At 42.9% G+C, this 19,473-nt stretch carries 24 protein-coding genes; 22 read left to right on the top strand and 2 right to left on the bottom strand.

Features of this window, described 5'->3' with window-relative positions; genetic code table 11:
- Window positions 1-14 precede the first annotated feature (14 nt).
- From ACXADT_RS17765 to ACXADT_RS17710, 12 genes are all read left to right on the top strand, one after another.
- A complete protein-coding gene (locus ACXADT_RS17765) occupies window positions 15-590 on the top strand; it encodes a histidine phosphatase family protein (protein WP_474832154.1) in 576 nt (191 codons plus the stop codon).
- Window positions 591-613: 23 nt separating this feature from the next.
- A complete protein-coding gene (locus tag ACXADT_RS17760; RefSeq protein ID WP_474832152.1) occupies window positions 614-814 on the top strand; it encodes a hypothetical protein in 201 nt (66 codons plus the stop codon).
- A gap of 59 nt (window positions 815-873) precedes the next feature.
- The gene (locus ACXADT_RS17755; protein ID WP_474832151.1) at window positions 874-1,584 is read left to right on the top strand and encodes an alpha/beta hydrolase; all 711 of its coding nucleotides are present in this window, start codon (window positions 874-876) and stop codon (window positions 1,582-1,584) included.
- A gap of 109 nt (window positions 1,585-1,693) precedes the next feature.
- Window positions 1,694-2,263 (top strand): RNA polymerase sigma factor, encoded by a 570-nt coding sequence (locus ACXADT_RS17750; protein ID WP_474832149.1) that lies wholly within the window; start codon window positions 1,694-1,696, stop codon window positions 2,261-2,263.
- Window positions 2,238-3,014 (top strand): hypothetical protein, encoded by a 777-nt coding sequence (locus ACXADT_RS17745; protein ID WP_474832147.1) that lies wholly within the window; start codon window positions 2,238-2,240, stop codon window positions 3,012-3,014. Before ACXADT_RS17750 ends, ACXADT_RS17745 begins: the two co-directional genes overlap by 26 nt.
- Window positions 2,998-3,870, top strand: coding sequence for an ABC transporter ATP-binding protein (locus ACXADT_RS17740; protein ID WP_474832146.1), 873 nt, complete (start codon window positions 2,998-3,000; stop codon window positions 3,868-3,870). The genes ACXADT_RS17745 and ACXADT_RS17740 overlap by 17 nt, the downstream gene beginning before the upstream one ends.
- Window positions 3,867-4,994: a hypothetical protein gene (locus tag ACXADT_RS17735; RefSeq protein WP_474832144.1), complete on the top strand. Its 1,128-nt coding sequence runs from the start codon at window positions 3,867-3,869 to the stop codon at window positions 4,992-4,994. Before ACXADT_RS17740 ends, ACXADT_RS17735 begins: the two co-directional genes overlap by 4 nt.
- A 125-nt stretch (window positions 4,995-5,119) precedes the next feature.
- Complete coding sequence (locus ACXADT_RS17730) at window positions 5,120-5,677, top strand: MEDS domain-containing protein (protein WP_270181360.1); 558 nt, start codon at window positions 5,120-5,122, stop codon at window positions 5,675-5,677.
- Between the two features lie 138 nt (window positions 5,678-5,815).
- Window positions 5,816-6,856: a zinc-binding dehydrogenase gene (locus ACXADT_RS17725; RefSeq protein WP_474832142.1), complete on the top strand. Its 1,041-nt coding sequence runs from the start codon at window positions 5,816-5,818 to the stop codon at window positions 6,854-6,856.
- A gap of 116 nt (window positions 6,857-6,972) precedes the next feature.
- A complete protein-coding gene (locus ACXADT_RS17720; protein WP_474832141.1) occupies window positions 6,973-8,307 on the top strand; it encodes an FAD-binding oxidoreductase in 1,335 nt (444 codons plus the stop codon).
- Window positions 8,308-8,422: 115 nt separating this feature from the next.
- The gene (locus ACXADT_RS17715) at window positions 8,423-8,992 is read left to right on the top strand and encodes a nucleotidyltransferase family protein (RefSeq protein WP_474832139.1); all 570 of its coding nucleotides are present in this window, start codon (window positions 8,423-8,425) and stop codon (window positions 8,990-8,992) included.
- A gap of 73 nt (window positions 8,993-9,065) precedes the next feature.
- Window positions 9,066-10,145 (top strand): AI-2E family transporter, encoded by a 1,080-nt coding sequence (locus ACXADT_RS17710; protein WP_270181364.1) that lies wholly within the window; start codon window positions 9,066-9,068, stop codon window positions 10,143-10,145.
- 53 nt (window positions 10,146-10,198) lie between these two features.
- Here the strand turns inward: ACXADT_RS17710 and ACXADT_RS17705 are convergent, their stop codons facing one another.
- Window positions 10,199-10,540, bottom strand: a complete 342-nt coding sequence (locus ACXADT_RS17705; RefSeq protein WP_474832138.1) for a DUF192 domain-containing protein — start codon at window positions 10,538-10,540, stop codon at window positions 10,199-10,201.
- Window positions 10,541-10,933: 393 nt separating this feature from the next.
- Here ACXADT_RS17705 and ACXADT_RS17700 point away from each other — a divergent pair, with 393 nt between their 5' ends.
- The 9 genes from ACXADT_RS17700 to ACXADT_RS17660 all read left to right on the top strand — a co-directional run bounded on the left by ACXADT_RS17700 (window position 10,934) and on the right by ACXADT_RS17660 (window position 17,968).
- Window positions 10,934-11,098, top strand: coding sequence for a Flp family type IVb pilin (locus ACXADT_RS17700; protein WP_270181366.1), 165 nt, complete (start codon window positions 10,934-10,936; stop codon window positions 11,096-11,098).
- Window positions 11,099-11,166: 68 nt separating this feature from the next.
- On the top strand, window positions 11,167-11,658 hold the full coding sequence (locus ACXADT_RS17695; RefSeq protein WP_474832136.1) for an A24 family peptidase: 492 nt from the start codon (window positions 11,167-11,169) through the stop codon (window positions 11,656-11,658).
- On the top strand, window positions 11,655-12,029 hold the full coding sequence (locus ACXADT_RS17690) for a TadE family protein (RefSeq protein ID WP_270181368.1): 375 nt from the start codon (window positions 11,655-11,657) through the stop codon (window positions 12,027-12,029). The genes ACXADT_RS17695 and ACXADT_RS17690 overlap by 4 nt, the downstream gene beginning before the upstream one ends.
- Window positions 12,029-12,928, top strand: coding sequence for a pilus assembly protein TadG-related protein (locus ACXADT_RS17685; RefSeq protein ID WP_474812743.1), 900 nt, complete (start codon window positions 12,029-12,031; stop codon window positions 12,926-12,928). Before ACXADT_RS17690 ends, ACXADT_RS17685 begins: the two co-directional genes overlap by 1 nt.
- A 26-nt stretch (window positions 12,929-12,954) precedes the next feature.
- Window positions 12,955-13,545, top strand: coding sequence for a Flp pilus assembly protein CpaB (gene cpaB / locus ACXADT_RS17680; protein WP_270181370.1), 591 nt, complete (start codon window positions 12,955-12,957; stop codon window positions 13,543-13,545).
- Entirely contained in the window at window positions 13,542-14,738 is a 1,197-nt protein-coding gene (locus ACXADT_RS17675) for an AAA family ATPase (RefSeq protein WP_474832134.1), read from the top strand. Before cpaB ends, ACXADT_RS17675 begins: the two co-directional genes overlap by 4 nt.
- A 13-nt stretch (window positions 14,739-14,751) precedes the next feature.
- Window positions 14,752-16,083, top strand: coding sequence for a TadA family conjugal transfer-associated ATPase (locus tag ACXADT_RS17670; RefSeq protein WP_270181372.1), 1,332 nt, complete (start codon window positions 14,752-14,754; stop codon window positions 16,081-16,083).
- A 1-nt stretch (window position 16,084) separates the two neighbouring features.
- The gene (locus tag ACXADT_RS17665) at window positions 16,085-17,044 is read left to right on the top strand and encodes a type II secretion system F family protein (RefSeq protein ID WP_474832133.1); all 960 of its coding nucleotides are present in this window, start codon (window positions 16,085-16,087) and stop codon (window positions 17,042-17,044) included.
- Between the two features lie 3 nt (window positions 17,045-17,047).
- On the top strand, window positions 17,048-17,968 hold the full coding sequence (locus tag ACXADT_RS17660; protein ID WP_474832131.1) for a type II secretion system F family protein: 921 nt from the start codon (window positions 17,048-17,050) through the stop codon (window positions 17,966-17,968).
- Between the two features lie 63 nt (window positions 17,969-18,031).
- Here the strand turns inward: ACXADT_RS17660 and ACXADT_RS17655 are convergent, their stop codons facing one another.
- A complete protein-coding gene (locus ACXADT_RS17655) occupies window positions 18,032-18,715 on the bottom strand; it encodes a bacteriorhodopsin (RefSeq protein WP_474832129.1) in 684 nt (227 codons plus the stop codon).
- Between the two features lie 214 nt (window positions 18,716-18,929).
- Here ACXADT_RS17655 and ACXADT_RS17650 point away from each other — a divergent pair, with 214 nt between their 5' ends.
- Window positions 18,930-19,466, top strand: coding sequence for a DJ-1/PfpI family protein (locus tag ACXADT_RS17650; RefSeq protein ID WP_474832128.1), 537 nt, complete (start codon window positions 18,930-18,932; stop codon window positions 19,464-19,466).
- Window positions 19,467-19,473: the final 7 nt, after the last annotated feature.

Genomic DNA, 19,473 nt, shown 5'->3' with positions numbered 1-19,473 from the left:
GGGTAGGGGATACTATGCCGACAGTAGGACTAGTAAGACACGGCGTAACAGAATGGAATACGTTAGGAAAAGCACAAGGACATGCGAATGTGCCTTTGAACGAGGAAGGAAGAAAGCAGGCGTTAGCGCTCGCTGAGAGACTCTCACAGGAAGAACCATGGGATGTTATCATCACGAGTGACCTTATGAGGGCGAAGGAAACGGCGGAGATAATCGCTACGAAACTGAACACGCCTCTGATCGAGCAAGAGTGGATTCGAGAAATAAATTGTGGTGATATCGAAGGAACGACAGAGGATGAAAGAGTGGAAAAATGGGGTGAGAATTGGCGTGATCATGACCTCGGAATGGAAGAGCGATCTGATGTAGCGATCAGAGGTAACGCATTTTTAGAAGAGTTAGCGAAGGATCATCAAGGAAAAAGAGTTCTCGTCGTGAGCCACGGGGCTTGGATCGGAATCACGCTAGAACATTTATTTCCTGAAGAGTACACTCATGCGTTGATCGACAACACGTCACTTTCAATCATCGAAAGAGCGGGTCAAGGTTGGCACAACCCACTATTCAATTGCATCAAGCACTTATCATAGTGCTCAATTCTGGAGGGGAGTTTTTGAGAAAAATTCTTTCTAGTAAGTGGTTCGGCTATCCGTTTATTTTATCTCTACTATTCGGAGATTACGGCAGCCGATCTATTCCATCAATTTTCGGCCATGTAGGAAAAGCTCTAGTTATTGGGGTAATTGTATCCCTAATGGCTTATTCCATCCAAAATCGTTCAATCATTAAAATGTTTGAAAGGAAGCAAGAGTGACCGTTTAAAATTAGGTGATCTATATGTTCAGCGTCGTTTTTGCCTAATGGAGTGAAAATATGGTGAAACGCATTGAGAATAAACATTTGCCTTATCATACAGCAACTATTAAATCGAAAGCTTCCAAAACAATCGTCTTGTATCACGGCTGGGGGAGCAAGGTGGAAGGCTTGCTGGATGTAGCAGAAACCCTTTTTGAGGAAGGCTTTTCAGTCGTGATTCCGGAGCTGATCTACCACGATTCTCGAGACCCCTTTGCCAATCATTTTCAACCGAACATCATGCAGTCGTACTTTTGGAAAACGATCTTCCATAGCATTGACGAATTTCCAAAGCTTCTTCAGTCGATCGATGAAAAAATGGAAGACGTCGTTCTCCTTGGAAGTTCGATGGGTGGCTTTATTGCGAATGGGATTGCAAGTAAGCACTCGGTAGGAGGGCTAATAAGTGTGAATGGCTCAGGTTCATTCGTACGGTCTGAAACCTTATTCCGAAAGCGTGATCGCCGAGGAGAGATCCCGAATAACCTTTTAAAAGGGTTGAAAAATTATGATCCTGTTGAGCAGTCGTGCTCGTTAACGCCTACGCTACTTCTTCATGGTGAATGCGATGTGATCGTTCCGATATGTGGGCAGGAAGATTACTTTCGCAAAGTGATGGAAGAGAATCGAAGTCATGCAGAATTCCGCCGCTACCCTAGTGTTGGTCATGAATTCACGGGTGAAATGGTTAACGATGTGTTAGCGTGGTTACATAAGCTTTCTTACTAATAATGGTTTACGGAGCTTCCTAAGGGAAGTTCCTTTTTCATGCCTGTGTGAATAAAAACTTTTAAAACTTTTTTTAAATCCATTACGTTTATTTGGATGAGGTGAAAACATGTTAACTGATCAAAAGCTCGTAAAGGAGATTCAGTCTGGAAGTCAATCCGCCATGGACGTTCTAGTAAAACGACATTACAAACTCGTCTATTCTTATGTGTATCGAAAAACGTCTGATAAGGAAATTGCGTATGACCTTACTCAGGAAATCTTTATCAAGATGCTAAAAAAGATCGATTCGTACTCTGCGACAGGTGAGTTTAAAAACTGGCTGCTTACAATGACTGTTAATCATTGCCGAGATTATTATCGATCGAAAGCGTTCAAGGAGGCATCTAACAGCAATGAATACGAAGATAAAATGTTCCGCGAGAGGGATGATGTTACCTACATTTTCGATAAAAATGAAACGCGAAAAGAAATAAAAGACGCGCTCAGCACGTTGCCGGCGATGCAAAGGGAAGCGATTATCTTAAAGTACTTTCACGATTTGAAGATAAATGAGATCGCGAAAGCAACGAGTGCGACTGATTCGACCGTAAAATCAAGGCTGCGTCAGGGCATGGAAAAGTTAAAAGTCAGATTGAAAGGAAGTGAAACGCATGAGAAAAGAAAAGGAAAGTGTTGAAGAAGAGATCGCGGATTATTTTAAACACTATACGATCGAATACCCAGATGAAACTGCGATCGACCAAACGATCGAAAGCCTTCGTAACTATGTTCCAGACCCTCAGACAAAGGGTGACACAATGGGAGGAAGGTTAGCAGGTCTCATTAATCATTCTATTAGAGAAATGTCGTTCATCGGATCGTTCTTCTGGGTGATGAACATGATGTTCTTCGTTTGTGGGTTTAGTTACGTGATATTTTTCGAAGGAGATCCGTACGGTACGATGCTTTTCCTTGCGCCACTTCCTCTTTTGATCGGACTTGGTGAAGTGTTTAAAGGAAGAGAGAGTGGACTAATGGAAATCGAACTAGCGTGTAAATATTCAGCACAGCAAATTATGCTATCCCGTTTGTTTATTATCGGTACTTACAACTTTCTAATCAGCGTGGTATTGATCTGTGCGATTTCGTTATCACTTGAAAACCTTCTTATTCTAAAATTAGTCGGATACTGGATACTACCAATGACACTCATGTCAGCGCTCGGCTTATTTTTGACCATTCGATTCAGAAGTTCAATTGCAGTGCCTAGCATCTTAATGATCTGGATTACAGCAAGCATGATGATTCTGCAATCGGTCGACATCAAGGCATACCTTGAATCGCTCTCGGTCGGGTCGTATATGACCGCATTTTTCCTATCAATGCTGTTTCTAAGTTTTCAAATCAAACGAGTAAAGCGAGGGGTACATTTTGAAACTAACGGCTGAACGGCTTACGAAATCATACGGTGATCAAGTGGCGGTAAACGATGTTTCGTTCGAATTAACGGAAGGTGTTTATGGATTTCTAGGAAGTAACGGGTCAGGTAAAACCACGCTGATGAGAATCCTTGCAAGCGTCTCACAACCATCATCAGGAAGGGTTCTTTTCGACGGTGAAGATATTGGAGTGTTAGATGAGAAATACCGTGAGCTGCTTGGCTATTCACCACAGCACATCGGCTATTACAAGAACTTCACCATTCAGAAGTTTCTTCTTTACATTGCATCACTCAAAGGCATCGAAAGGTCTCAAGCGAAAGTGAAGATAGAAGAGTTGGTTGAGCTTGTGAATCTGAAGGCTCATCAAAACGTGAAGATGAGTAAGCTATCTGGGGGAATGAAGCAGCGCGTTGGTATCGCGCAGGCGCTATTGAATGATCCGCTCATCTTGATCGTGGACGAACCTACGGCAGGACTTGATCCGAAAGAGCGCGTTCGCTTTCGTAACTTGCTTTCCAAGATTTCAGCGAATCGAATCGTTCTACTTTCCACCCACATCGTTTCAGATATTGAGTTTATCGCAAAAGAAGTCATGATTTTAAAGGAAGGAAAGCTTATCCAAAAAGAAGCGCCCAAAATGCTGCTTGAACGAATGAAAGAGAAGGTGTGGACTGCAGTTGTTGATGAAGAAGAAGTGGTGAACCTCCAGAAGCACTACCGATGTGGAAATATCGCGCATAGTGACCAGCGGTTCGAACTTCGCCTTCTAAGTGAAACGAAGCCCCATCCGAATGCGGTCCTAACACAGCCAAACCTTGAAGATTTGTATTTGTATTACTTCGATGAGGACGGTGTCGCATGATCAATTTAGTAAGATTCGAACTGTATAAGCTTTGTAAGCAAAAGATGATCTATATCACATTTATCGGTTTGCTTCTCATTTCATCAAGCTATATGCTGAATTTCGATAAGACAACAGAAGCTGAAAAGGAGCTTTACAGCAAGTGGAAAGGAACGTTGACGGAGGAAAAGATCGAGCGGTCAAAGATAGAGAATGAAAAACTGAACCAGCTATATGAAGAACGTGTGAAGGAAATGGAAGAGAAAGGAGAGTTTGCGGTAGCTTTTTCAGAAGAAGAGGGGAATAAAGCAGGATTATATGAGACGATCGCTTTCATTCAGAATGCGAAAGAGCGTACAAAGCTAAGGTTGAGTGAGCTAGAAACAGAAGATACTTATAGTACAGCTCTTGAAACGAGTATTCTAGAGAAGAACAATTTTTCTCACTTTGCTTATAACAAAGCCCCACGAGAAATCATCGACTATACGAGCACCTTCTCACTCTTAGTAACGGGTTTGATGATTTTGATCGGGTTGTCCGGTATGTATTCAAGAGAATATAGCTCTGGTGTAGACAACTACATGCTTAGTTCGAAAAGAGGAAGAAAAGACCTCGCTCGCGCTAAAATGGCAGCAGCGCTGCTTTACACATTCGTCGTTGTCTTGATTGGTGAGGTATGGAATATCGTGAGCAAAGTGTTTCTGTTCGGGAACGAAGGATGGTCAACTGCGATTCAATACACATTCAAGTATCACTTTTCACCATTCGGTCTAAGTATGATCGAGTATCATGGGATTCAACTCGGTATTCACTTACTTGCTGCGCTCAGCTTTGCGTTGTTTGTTCTCTTCATTTCATCACTCTGCAGAAGTGTCATCGTGTCTCTAATCGTGAGTGGTGCTATCTTCAGCATACCATTCGTTTTCGTAGAGTTAGTTCAAATGCCGGTGTGGTTACGTGACACCTTTGAATTTTCATACTTTTACATTATGAGAGTCGAGTTCTTGTTCAGAGATTTCAATGCGATCAATGCCTTTGGACAACCCATTCTCTATCCGTTCATCGCCATTTTGTGGATGAGTGTCCTTGGGCTCGTGTTTGCATTTATGACGATTAACGTCATGCGAAAAAGGCAAATTGCATAGTTAAAAGGTAGCAATTTAGGAAAAGAGCAAATCAAATAAAGGATTCGCTCTTTTTTTGTCTAATACTTTAAGTGAGCAACGTCCTCGTAGTAAGAAAGTCTTAAATAAACTAGAGGGGTGATGTATTGAAAAGTGAAATGAATCGGTTGTTTGAGGACAAACGGTGCGTTCATGTGCTCTATGCCTACCAGGGAAGATCGAATTATGTTAAACAGGTGCTCGGTTTTATCCAAGATGGTATCAAAGCGGGTGAACATGTAATCCTGATTGAAAACGAACCTGTTTATCGTCTTATCGAGAAAGAACTTTCCAGACTGTTAACAGAAGAAGACAGATCATACGTCCACCGGATCAACAACTTTGATTTTTACTTTTCAAGCGGCAGCTATCATCCTCCAGCGATTGTAGAGCATTTTCAAAAATCCGTGGAACCTTTTGTAGAGAATAATGTTTCGTTCAGGTCTTGGGCGCATGTCGAATGGGCCTCGATGGAAGAACCACTGCATATTATAGAAGATTTCGAGAGAATTGTTGATCGCGCCGTTCATGAATATTCGTTTCCGCTCATCTGTGCATATGAAGATGAACGGATGCCAGATTATCTCATCGATATTCTCATGGAAACCCACCCGTACGTGCTGATGGAAGAAGAATTTATAACGTCGAAGCAATACCAGGCTTAACATTTATCTGCTTAAAGCAACTTCCGTGTTAATAAAGAAGACGAATGATATAATGATTCACACTGTGAAAGACTATGAAGAGCTAAGGCTCTTTTTTTATTTGTAACAAGACTACATAACGCGAAAGGTGAGGAAGAAATGAAAGCTGTTCAAGTAACAGGGTACGGTGATGTTGATAAGCTACAGGTTGCGGAGGTACCGATCCCAGAACCAAAGGATCATGAAGTGTTAGTAAAAGTAAAAGCTTGCGCGATCAACAATACAGAGATCTGGATGCGAGAAGGTGCATATGGAACGGGATCAAAGTCCGGCTGGCGTCCTGAAGGGGTACAATTCCCGCGTACGCCAGGGTCGGATATTACGGGTCAGGTTGTAAAAGTTGGAGCGAGTGTCGATGGGGCGATGAAAGGTAGGAACGTCGTTCTCTTTCCTTTTACCTCGAGTGGGGAAGAAGGCGCTGAACATATTTCTGAAGACATGTCTTTTATCGGATCGGAATACGATGGCGGCTATGCGGAATACGTTGTGTGGCCAGCAGACCTATGTTTTGATATGCCGCTATCGAACTATATTGAAAGTGCCGTATTCTCCGTAAGTGGGATGACCGCGTGGCACATGGTTGAACAAATCCAGCCAAAGCCTGGAGAGACGATCATGGTTACAGGTGCGAACGGTGGAGTAGGATCCTTAAACGTGCAGATTGCAGCGAACGTATTTGGTGCAAATGTCGTAGCGATCGTCGGTGATTTTGAACTAGAAGAACGCATGAAGGAGCTTGGAGCGACGCACGTGCTTTCTTATAAGTCTGAAACCCTTGCACAAGACATTCTCGATGCGAATGGCGGCCCGATCGACGCTGTTCTAGACGTTGTTGGAGACGCGCTCTTCGCGACCTCTTTACAAGTATTGAAAAAAGGCGGAAAGTTTTGTACGTCAGGTTCTGCTGGTGGACAGAAGACTGAGCTCGATTTTCGTACGCTCTATTTAAAACATATTACTCTTTACGGATCTGTACTCGGAACGCGCGCTGAGTTTGAGAAGATGTTAACTGCCATTTCAGAAGGGAAGATCCAACCTGTCATCGATCGAACGTTTCCACTTGATGCAGCGAGAGAAGCACAGACGTACTTTAAGAATGCTGGTAAGTTAGGGAAGATCGTTCTACTGCCAGAGGAATAAACGTTAAGACCCGTCCGAATAGGCGGGTCTTTTTATCACTTTTTTATATACAGAAGCTACCCAACGTCCTCCGCCCACATACACTGCTGTATGAATAAGAAAAGGTGGGCGAGAGGATGGCGACTGAATTAACCGGACGGGTCGTGTTACCTGGTGATCCAGCGTATGACAAAGCAAGGGAAAATCTGAATCTGTATCAATCGAAGTTTCCTGGAGCGATCGTATTTTGTCAGGAGGAGAAGGATGTCTTACATGCCTTAACATTTGCTCGTGAAAAAGGTCTTCCTTTTCGAGTGAGGAGCGGAAGACATAGCTATCAAAACTTTTCGAACCTAGATGGTGGATTGGTGATCGACATTAGTGAGATGAACGAGATATCGGTATCTGTACCTACCAAGACAGCGAAGGTATGTGCTGGAGCGGATTTAGGAAAAGTGTATAACACGCTATGGAAATATGGCCTGGCATTACCTGGTGGAACAGAGTTCAGTGTAGGTGTCTCGGGTGTAACGCTAGGTGGCGGCATTGGATATTTGTCGAGAGAATTCGGATTGACGTGTGATCATGTAGAGCGCATGAGAATCGTCGTCCCAAAAGGTGAGAGAGGTGCCGAAATCATTGAGGCAACAAAAGATGAAAATAGCGATTTGTTCTGGGCTTGCTGCGGTGGAGGCGGCGGGAATTTCGGTATCGTCACATCGTTTACTTTTCGAACACATCCGATCGACAACGTCTCCGTTTTCAAAATCGAGTGGGAGTTCGATCAGCTCGAAGATGTATTCGAAACGTGGCAAAACTGGGCTCCGTTCACTGATCATAAGCTTACCTCGACGCTAGAACTTCATGCGAAAAGTAAGAACCTCATCCGCTCTGAAGGTCAGTTCTTGGGGTCGAAGAAACGGTTGATTGAACTGATCAAACCGTTGCTGAAGGACAATAAGCCAAGAAAAGTCCAGGTTGGATCCCTTCCTTTTAATAAGGCGTTCAATTATTTCAATGAGCCTTCAGGAAATAAGCCGTCATTCTTTAAAAGGTCTGGGTCTTTCGTGTATAAGCCTATTCCGGAGCGAGGCATTTCGATTATGAAACGATTCCTCGAACACGCGCCGAATGAAGATGCGGTTATTTGGCAGCAGTCACTAGGTGGCGCTGTTTCTGATGTTCCGCCATCAGACACTGCTTTTTTTCACCGAGATGCGAAGATCGCACAAGAATATAACACAACGTGGACGAATGAAGAAGAAGCTAGGGATAACGTTCAATGGGTAGTTGGGTTAAGGAAACAAATGAGACGGTATACGGAAGGTGACTATGTAAACTGGCCAGATGAAACGATTAGGGATTGGCAACAGGCTTACTATGGGGAAAACGTTCACAGGTTACGAAAGGTCAAGACAGAAGTGGATCCATTAAACGTGTTTCGCTTTCAACAAAGCGTTCCACCATATTAAACTGAAGCACTCTCGTTTGAGAGTGTTTTTTATTTTCGATTGTGGTTCCTTCCATGTTTTGAAATAATTGGTTTAGCAAAGAAGACAGGCTGCAATTAGCGAGAGGGGAATCAAGATGTTACATACTGAAGAAGACTTGCTGACTAGTGTAAAAAAGGATTCTAAGATGATGGAAATTTTGAGAGCAGTAAAGTCACTAAACCTTCCAAATTGGTGGGTGTGTGCTGGTTTTGTGCGTTCAAAGATCTGGGATATTCAGCACGGCTATGAAGAAGCTACGAAGCTGCCAGATGTGGACGTCATTTATTTTGACAAGGATCATATCGACGAAGGTGAAGAAGTAATGCTAGAGAAACAGCTTTACAAGATCGTTAAAGACGTGCCTTGGTCGGTGAAAAACCAAGCAAGAATGCACGTGTTAAACGACATGGCACCCTACCATTCTTCAGTGGATGCCATCTCAAAATTTCCTGAGTCAGCTACTTCGCTTGGGTTAAAGCTAGACGAACTAGACCGCTTAGTCATTGCTGCCCCTCATGGGCTAGATGATGTCCTTCAAATGAAGCTGCGTCCAACTCCAGCTTTCTTAAATAACGAGCGTAGTTGGATTTATGAAGAACGACTCCGTAAGAAAAACTGGATTTCTAAATGGCCTCTTCTAGACGTTACTTATGGAAAAATTTAAATTCCCTGTTATGAAGACTCCTTCTTGTGGAATATAGTAAAAGCTATCACTTTTACGTAGAGGAGTTATGACGATGTGGATGAAACACAATTTTTTTAAATATATGACTGGTGCGATACTCGTACTTATCTTATTCTTTTTTCTTGCTGAATTAGAGTTTGTAAAGCCGGTCATCACAATCATCAGCACGCTTTTTTACCCAGTGCTGATCGCAGGATTTTTCTATTACATTCTTAAACCGGTCGTTCGACTCGTTCGAAAGATCCCATTCGTTCCAAATCTTGCAGCGATTTTGATCGTCTTTGCATCGATCGGTGGACTCGTATATATAGGGTTTAAGCTATTAGCTCAAACGATCGCGGATCAGGCGACCAGTATTATGAAGGATCTTCCGAAGAAGCTTGAGAAATCAGCTGAAGAGGCACAAAAAGCAATTGAGAAAAATGATATGGGCATGGTTTCAGTTGGAAACTTGAGACATAAAGCAACAAGTTTTCTAGGAGACGTCACACAAAATTTCGGAGATAACATCACGCAAATCGTTTCGACTCTTACTAGTGCGACAACAGTACTGATCGTCGTACCTTTCGTTCTCTTTTATTTTCTAAAAGACGATCATAAGTTGATTCCATACTTATTGAAGTTTGTTCCTGGCCATCACCAAGAAGAAGGGAAGAAGATTTTACAGAACATCGATGATACGGTGGCAGCTTACATTACAGGTCAAGTGATCGTGGCAGTCGTCGATGGTGTACTTATGTATATCGCCTATCTCATACTCGGGCTTCCTTATGCGCTTATACTTGGAATGTTTGTTACGCTTACAGCCGTCGTGCCATTCTTCGGGCCGATCATCGGCGTTATCCCGGCACTTGTTATCGCTCTAACACAAGACCCGATGATGGCTTTTTCAGTGCTCGTGGCACTCGTTATCGTGCAGCAGCTTGAAGGGAACTTAGTCGCACCGCTCGTATTAGGCAGCAGGTTGAACATCCATCCATTAACCATCATTCTGCTATTGATCGTGGCGGGAGCGCTTTATGGGTTTATCGGAATGCTGATTGCGATTCCGTTTTACTCTGTCTTAAAGGTAATCATCAAAAACATATATGAGTTGTATCGTCTGAGGCAGATGCGAGAGATTAGTGAGTGAGGAAGATCGGTGTAGTGCATAGCGCTATACCGATCTTTTTATCTATCGTTAAACTAGAACTGAAGATAATCGTTCACCTTGAGTTTAAACTCTGATATGGATCCTGCGGGAAGTTCAAGAACTGAGCGTGCTTCTTTAACCGGCATCGTAAAACGCCACGGAGTTAAATTCGGTATGAGTTTAATCACTTTATTTTCGCTGTTAAGGAAAACAGCATCGATGGAAAAGGTCATGAAGCACATATGGATGGCGTTACACGGTGTGATCAGCAGTCCTTCTAAGTGGAGAGGTCGTTTACGAAACATCAATCCTCTAAACCGTGTTGTGAATGAGTCAGCGAACATAATCGAATGAGGAAGTGTTCTATATATCATACGTCCAGAGGGTTCTCTCATGTTCTTCATACCTCCTAGAGATTTCGTTGTATATACTATATAACAAGGGATCAACATTCACAACTGTATGTAACGACTTTCTATTATTCTCAAACATTTACAATTAAAATAAAAAAATAGGTTTACAAATTCGTTATTGAGAACTACAATAAAAGTACAGATAGTTCTTTAAAAAGAACGAAAACTCAGAATCGAACACTATAATGAACGATCGTAAACGTATACTGACGTTCATTAGTAAAAGGGGGTTTGAAATGAGGATAGCGTAACTGCTTCATCTTGCTATGTTATTACTTTCTTTCAAGGTCTCTAAAGCATACTTACTGAAATCCGTTTCATTTGTAGCCATAAGTATCTCACTAAATAAAAACAACCAAATAGGGAGGAAATGAAATGTTAAAGAAGATGGCAGCGTTCGTTCGAGAAGAAGAAGGTCAAGGGATGGCAGAGTATGGATTAATTCTTGCTGGGGTAGCGATCGTAGCAGTTGGCGCGTTTAATCTACTTGGTGGTCAGGTTGATGCATTGATCGATAAAGTAACAGCTAAACTTCAATAGTACGAACACCTTCTTTCTCTAGCCCCACTTTCATAGGTGGGGCTAATTTTAAAAGGAGATGCATAGGGATGATCTTTAGTATCTTGGTCGTTACGTTACTCTTATCTTTCTATACGGATATAAGAAGTAGGAAGATCTTAAACATCGTCACGTTCCCAGCCATGCTGATTGGCTTGGTTTACCATACGGTGACACAAGGGTTCGATGGCTTTTTATTTAGTGGAGCTGGTTTATTAGTAGGATTATTGCTGCTTTTCATTCCTTACTTATTAGGAGGAATGGGAGCGGGTGACGTGAAGCTACTTGGAGCAATAGGAGCCCTTACAGGCGTAACCTTCGTCTTTCAGTCATTTATCTACACGGTACTAATAGGTGGATTGATCGGGCTTATCTTACTTGTCAGAAAAATAGAACTCAAAAGACTTTCTCCCCTCTATCTATTTTCTTTCTTTTTTTCTTTAAAAAGCTCTCAGAACGACAAACCAAAAATCACCTTTCCATATGGAGTAGCCATTACAGTTGGGACGTTGTGTGCGTCTTTCTTAGGAGGGATGATGTGAAATCTGAAAAGGGTCAATCGATGGTTGAATTTGCATTGGTTCTTCCTGTGCTCATTGTATTATTGTTCGGCATCGTTGATTTTGGGCGAATCTTCCATGCCTACCTCACCATCGATCATGCAAGTCGAGAAGCTGCTCGTTCAGCAAGCGTTGGAGAAGACGATGCGACGATTCGGGCAGTAGCAGTTGATAATGCAACGAGTATCAATCTTTCTGGCTCTCAAGTATCGATCTCTCCTGGTGGAAAGAAAACATCAGGCAGCGAAGTTAGGATCACCATCAGTCACAACATTGATTTCCTCACTCCTGTGATCGCCTCATTAACTGGTCCGATCGATCTGACGAGTACAACGGCGATGAGGGTGGAGTGATGAAAAGAATAGTTAAGCTACTATTAAATGAAAGCGGCGGTACCATGGTGATGGTTGCGGTCAGTATTACAGTTTTACTCGGTGCAGCGGCGATGGTAGTTGACGTAGGGCGCCTCTATCATGAAAAGAGTACATTGCAGAACGCAGTTGATGCAGCAGCCCTTGCAGGGGCTCAAGAGCTGCTCACTAGCAGAAGTAAAGCAACGCTGGTTGCTGGAAGCTATGCGAATAAAAATGGTTATCCGGTTTCTTACTGCGATGTACGGACCGGAGCTGACACGATTCATGTTTCTCAGGCTACAAATGTGCCGATGACGTTTGCGAAAGTACTCGGCATTAAGGATGCGAAGGTAAGTGCCTCTGCAAAAGCAAAAGTTGGACCTGTTTGGCCAACAAAGGGGATCACGCCAATTGCACTAGAGTATACAGCAGTACCACATCAAACGGAATTGAAGTGTAGCAACCCAGGTGAAAAAAACGGAAACTGCGGCTATCTTGATATTGGCAGCAATGGTGCAAAGGGACTTGCGAACAACATTATAAACGGTGTAGAGATACCAAAAGGTACTAAAACCGTACAAACTGAGCCAGGGCAAAAGTGGGGACCGGTTAAGAGTGCGTTTCAGACGCTAATCAATAACGACGCAGGAAAAGCTCATTGTCAAAGTGCGACGTCAGCAGACGCATCGTGCGATCGGATGATCATTATCCCGTTAATCAAGTCTTGGGACGGAGTGAATGGGAAATCGACGGTTGAAATTGTAGGATTTGCTTCTTACTGGGTCGATCGCATCGACGAACCAAAGCGTATTGTTGGAAAGTTCAAGAAGATGATCACATCTGGGGAAATCGATGGGTCACAAACTGGGAACGTTTACGGCGTGAAACTTATCAAGTAAAGACAGGAAAAGGTAAGGAGGAGCATATGAAAACGAAGCGAATCTGGATGTGGTCTCTCGTCTTCGGAGTGATTGCAACGTGTATCGTCTACGTAGCACTTTTCTCAAACATAGGGATCGTTGCCTCAACAGGTTCTGACTCAGATGTGGAAGAGATGCCAGAGGTTGTTGAGGTCGCAGAAGCTGCCCCGACGGTCATCGAAAGGGAAATGAGCAATGAAATGCTCGAGGTCAGTGAAGGAAAGCGAGCCATTTCAATAAAAGTAACGCTTGAACAAGGGGTATCGGGTTATGTTGTACCAGGATCATTCGTAGATGTTGTGGCGTTTGAGACATCTGTGAACGAAGAAAAGAAAGAAGAGCTTCGATCAGCGAAGGTTGTTCTCCAAAATGTTAAAGTCCTAGGCTCCGGAAAAGCTTCGGATGCTGGTGAAGAGTCACTTCTGTATGAAACTGTCACATTAGAAGTAGATGCAAAACAAGGTGTTCAAATAAGTCTAGCTTCAACGGATGCGAACGGTTTTTACTTAATGTTACGAAATGAAACCGACAAAGCGATCGAGAAGGCAGAACTGAAAGAAACAAGACAGGTTGTTGAAGGAGTTGTTGCGAAATGAGTGTAGAGTGGTACTTTTATTGCGACTCAAACGGCCGAGCAGAAAAAATTGAGACGTTCCTTTTGAAGAGAGGACAACATTTAACGTGTTTTCAAACTCTTACAGACCTGCAGTCACGTCTTGAGGATACCTCTAATGCTACTCTCTTTTTACAGCCAAACAATGTTTACAATGTCTATGAACTTAGCGAAGAGATTTCGATCAAGCACCCACATATCTACATCATCATCATCTCTGAAGAAACGAATGAAAATACAAAGAAAGCGATGCATTCTGGTGCCTCGAACGTATTGACACTCCCGATCAAAACAGAAGAGCTCGTCGATGTGGTGACACAGGCTCACCGATACATGAACTATCGTGCTGAACAGCAAGGTGTAAAAGAGAATCATGAACCTAAGAACGACAGTCGTGTGATTTCCGTTTGTAGTCCACGTGGTGGAATCGGGCGAACGGTAACTACCGTGAATTTAGCGGCGAGTTTCGCACGTGAAGGAAAGTTGGTCGCTGTGCTCGACACGAACATTCAATTCGGAGACGTCACAATGTACTTTGACGTGAAACCGAAAAATACGATTTATGAATGGGTGAAGGAAGGGTACGACAAAGGGAGATTTTCAGTCACGCATTATTTAACAAAACACGATTCTGGTGTTGCGATTCTAGCTCCACCACCTCGACCAGAGTTTTTTGAGATCATTACCGAGCATCACATCGAGATGGCGATCACCGAACTTAGGAAAGATTACGATGTGATTTTAGTTGATACAACTTCTACGATTTCAGAAATCCATCTGAAGAGCCTCGTTCTTTCTGATGATATCTTATTGCTGATGACGAGCGACATACCAGCTGTTCGTAATACGAAGCTCTACATGGAAACGCTTGAACCACTGAAGTTAATCGAGAAGGTAAGCGTTATTTTGAACAGAGATTCTAGAAAAACGACGATCGATCAGAAGCGTTTAGAAGAGATTCTTCAAAAATCGATCCTCTCTATGCTTCCAGACCAACCAGGACCTGTTGCAACTTCAATAAACGAAGGGTATCCGCTCGTATTAAAAGATGCGAAAAACGCTCTATCAAAAGCGATCTTTTCGCTTTCAAAGCAACTGTTGCCGGAAGAAGAGGAGTCCGTTCAATCTGGATTAAAATCGATCAAGTCTATGCGCTGGCCTTTATTGAGTAGGTAAGGGAGGGAATCGAGTGTCTCTTTTTAAACGTTATGTAGATGTTCAACCTGTAGATGCTGGCGAAGGCAAGGTTAAAGTTCCTGTTAAGACGAATGAATACATTGTGATGGAAACAAAACTCCAAAACTATTTATTAGAAGAATTAAAGAAAAAGCAGTTTGATCGAGATGAAGAAACGAGAAAGATTCGTGAACTTGGTAAGGCGTTCATCGACAAAGAAGGTGAGCGGTTAACGTTCGAAGAGAAGAAGAGTCTCCTTGGAACGGTCGAGCATGAGCTTTTAGGGTATGGACCCATCACGCCTCTACTAGAAGACTCTACGGTTTCTGAGATCATGGTGAATGGCCCATTCGATATTTATTACGAACATCAAGGGAAAATCTTAAAAAGTGAATCATCGTTTCGTGATGATGCACATGTTGAGCGTGTAATCGAGCGGATCGTATCCCCCCTTGGGCGTCGAATCGATGAGAGTTCGCCGATGGTAGATGCGAGATTACCAGATGGCTCTCGTGTCAACGCGGTTATTCCTCCTCTAGCACTTCGGGGTCCGTCTTTAACGATTCGAAAATTCTCAGCGACTCCTTTCCAAATTTATGATTTGATCGATTACAATACGCTCAGTACCGAAATGGCAGATTTTCTAAGTATGTGCGTTAAGTCACGGTTAAACATCTTCATTAGTGGCGGAACAGGTTCAGGGAAGACGTCCTCATTAAACGTATTATCATCGTTCATTCCAAACGATGAGCGAATCGTAACGATCGAAGATGCTGCCGAACTTCAGCTTTCACAGGATCACATCGTTGCACTCGAATCGCGTCCCTCCAATATAGAAGGAACAGGAGCGATCACCATTCGTGACCTCGTTAGAAATGCCCTTCGTATGCGTCCAGATCGTATCGTCGTAGGGGAGGTTCGTGGTGCAGAAGCGCTCGACATGCTGCAGGCGATGAATACGGGTCACGATGGAAGCTTAAGTTCAGGACACGCCAATTCTCCTCGTGATATGCTGTCTCGTTTGGAAACGATGGTATTGATGGCAGGGTTCGATCTGCCGCTTCGTGCGATTCGTGAGCAGATTGCAAATGCACTCGATCTTATCGTTCATCAAGTTCGCTTGAAGGATGGTTCAAGAAAGATGGTAAAGATCACTGAAGTTCTCGGTATGGAAGGAGAAACGATCGTACTTCAAGATCTATTCGTTTTTAAAGAAGAGGGACGTAATAGCAAAGGGAAAATCGAGGGCCGCTTCGTATCGACTGGGGTAAGACCAGGGTTTGCCGAAGTGCTCGAACAAAATGAATTTACGATTCCAGCTTCATGGTTCAAAGAGGAGTGGTGAGATGAATGAGATCGTTCTATTGATACTGATATTTTTGGCTTTCTCTTTGACATTTTACTTCATTACGATGAGTTGGAAGAAAAGGAAGAAGGCCAATACGAGAATCAAAGAGTTCGTACCAGCTGGTCCGTCGGTCGTTGAAAAGAAGAGCGAGGATAAGAAGGAACTACTGAGGCCACTGATCATTAAACTTTCCAACCTTTTTAATGGAGTGAAGTTTAGCAAGGATACGGAAATAAAGCTTCAGCAGGCAGGAAGTACATTAAAGGTCGAGGAGTTTTTTGTCGTACGACTTCTTGTCGCTGCTGCAACTCCTATCGCACTTTTTCTTCTCACGGTTCCATGGTACTTCTGTCTTTTAGCGATTGGAATCGGGTATATTCTGCCTGAACGATATATGGTCAATAAAGCAAGAAAACGAAACAAACAGCTGTCTTACCAGCTAGTAGAAGCCTTAGCAACAATGTCGAACTCTCTTAGAGCAGGGTTTAGCTTTGTTCAAACGATGAAATTGATCGGAAAAGAAATGCCAGATCCGATCGGTCCTGAGTTTGAGCGTGCGGTTAGGGAAATTGGGATGGGGATTCCGATGGAAGAAGTGTTTGAAAGCCTGATCGCTCGGGTTCCAAATAAAGAGCTTGAAGTTGTCATCCAAGCGATTTTAGCACAGCGTAAGAGCGGAGGAAATTTAGCAAAGCTCATGGATAACATGGAGGAAACCGTTCGTGGAAGAATCCGGATACTAGAAGAGCTCAATACATTAACTGCACAAGGCAAACTCTCATCGTGGGTCATTACAGCACTACCGGTCGTTTTAACGTTGTATCTTTATTTTGTAAGCCCTGACTACTTTCAACCAATGATCGATTATCCAATAGGATGGGTATTGCTTGGTATTGGGTCGATTTCCCTTATTCTAGGTTGGTTCATCATTCAAAAGATTGTACGAATCGAGGTGTAGCATATGATCAGCATGTTGTTTGTGATCTCTTCCGTCGTTTTCTTCATGCTCTTTTTCACTGCGGTGTTTTCTACAATTTATCAACGAGATATAGCGATTGAATCCCGTGCAGATGTCTATTTTGGTAAATCTGAAGGTGGTGAGAAACGGACCAAAAAGACATCGAATGGAATTACTCAAACGCTATTTCGTAAATTGTGGAATATAAGTGTTACGCGTCTTGGAAGGCTGCTTGAGCGAAAGGATCATCGAAAGCTAGAGCTGATGATTCGGGAAAGTGGCTATGAAAAACTATCACCTATCGAATTTCGTCTGATCCAAATTCTTGCGTGTGTTACCGGTGGTTTTCTTACGCTATTGCTGATTGGACCGACCTCTGATGGCCTATCTACTTTATTTTTTGCGATCGCAGTATCTTTCTTGTTTTATCGCTATCCCATCTTTTATATAGCTAAGAAGAGAACGCAACGGATAAAGCTTATTAACAGAGAACTTTCTGACTTTTTCGATATGGTGAGCTTACTACTAGAAGCTGGTGTTGGTCTAGAAGGAGCGATCACGGATGTATGTGACCGTATGAAAGGACCGCTATCTTCTGAATTTAAGAAAACGTTAGATGAGATGAAACGAGGGAAATCGAGGCGTGAAGCTTTCTACGATATGAAAAGAAGGGTGCCTTCTGATAGTTTTAGAAGCGTGATGACATCGATTATTCAAGCTGATCACCTAGGCGTGGGAATGACTAGAGTTATCGTGAGTTTAACGACGAGGTTAAGAGAGCAGAGACGTGAGATCGCAAGGGAACAAGCGATGAAAGCACCTGTGAAGATGCTTATACCGATGATTTTATTTATCTTCCCTCCGATTTTTATCGTCATCTTAGGTCCTTTAGTCGTTAAGGTATTCATGGAAGGATTGGGGTAAGAATCGTGGAGAGAGAACATACATAGAAAAAACCAGTATCGTCTGCATAGATACTGGTTTTTTCTATTGATGCAGTCTTCTCAGTCCATGTAAATCAATGATCCCAAACCCGATTTTTGAGAACAGGGGCAGGATGATAAAGGAAAGGGCACTGACCATTTCCTGGGTTATATTTAAGCCTGTGGAGCCAAGCAGCCATGCTGTTGGATAGAGCACCCAGAAGGATGTTAAGTAAAGAGCGGTTATGTTGTAATGGCGGTAAAGTCGCTTACCACCAGCTCGCGCTAGTTTTCGTAAAGGCATCCATAGGATGAATAAGACGATGACGAGTGCAATGATTCCGAACGCATACCAGATGTATTTGGTTCTTTCAGGAGAAAAGTCAGCGATCAGCCCGGTTAAAATCATAAACACGTCAGCAGAAACTAAGCCGATGAGAAGTCCTTTGTTTTTCTTTCTCTCATAAAACATAGCGGTCAAGGCGAGCGATAATAGGAGCAGCGGGGTCGTGACAACCCAGTCAAGGTAACGTGCGAAATAAATCGTTCGATCCGCACGTTCAACAACGCCTTGTCCTAAAGCGATCGAGAGGTAAGCTGTCCCAGACCAGGCGGTGATGATGATTGGGATGACGTATTCATAAAGTGGCACGTTCTTTGGTTTCCGACTTAGGATGAAGAAGTAGATAGCGGCAGCGATCATTAAAATAAAATAGATGATGTGTAATGTGATATCCAAATTTGACATTGCTTTCTCCCCTATACGTAATCTTAGTGGTATCCAGTATAGACAAAACTCAGTTCTATTAATCCTATTCTAGTAAAAGGTGCTCCATTTGAAGGTTAGAAGAAAGGAAAACGTGATGACGTTGCAGAAAAGGTACTAGTGTTTGGGAAAGTTGAACAAAAAATAGTTTCGTGTCGCTTTTCTGCATTGTCAATATGAAGAAGGAGCGTGAGTCATGTATACGGGTATTCTCTTATACCATGGATTCAGTGAGTATGAATTATCGGTTCTTGTTTCTGTGCTTAAGCAAGGAAAGAAGACGGTCGTTTTTATAGGACTTGATCACGGACTTGTTTCAGGAGAAGCTGGGATGCCTTGTTATCCACAGTTTAGTATCAATCAGGTCGACCGATCAAAGTTAGATAGTCTCGTTCTTCCTGGGGTTGATGATTTCGAACATCTTGTTGAGCACGATGAGTTAAAAGCATTCTTAAAGAGCTTGAAGGAAGAAGATTTGTTGATCGGGGCGATTTCGAGTGCTCCATATTTCTTAGCGATGAGTGGATTGTTAGAGAACAAACGATACACGACGGGCCTGACGCGCGAGCAGCGAACGTTTCTAGCAACCTTCGATGAAGACTATTACAGTGATAAGCCAATACTTGTAGATGGACAGATTATTACAGCAAGGGGTTCATCTTATGTTGACTTTGCTTTTCAGTACGGTGAATCGTTAGGGCTTTCATTCGATCGAAGCTGGTATGGAAGATAGAGGCGTC

Source organism: Anaerobacillus sp. ABR4_321 (genome assembly GCF_056158505.1).
The sequence above is the reverse complement of the archived record's forward strand: the minus strand, read 5'-3'. Positions and strand labels throughout refer to the sequence as shown.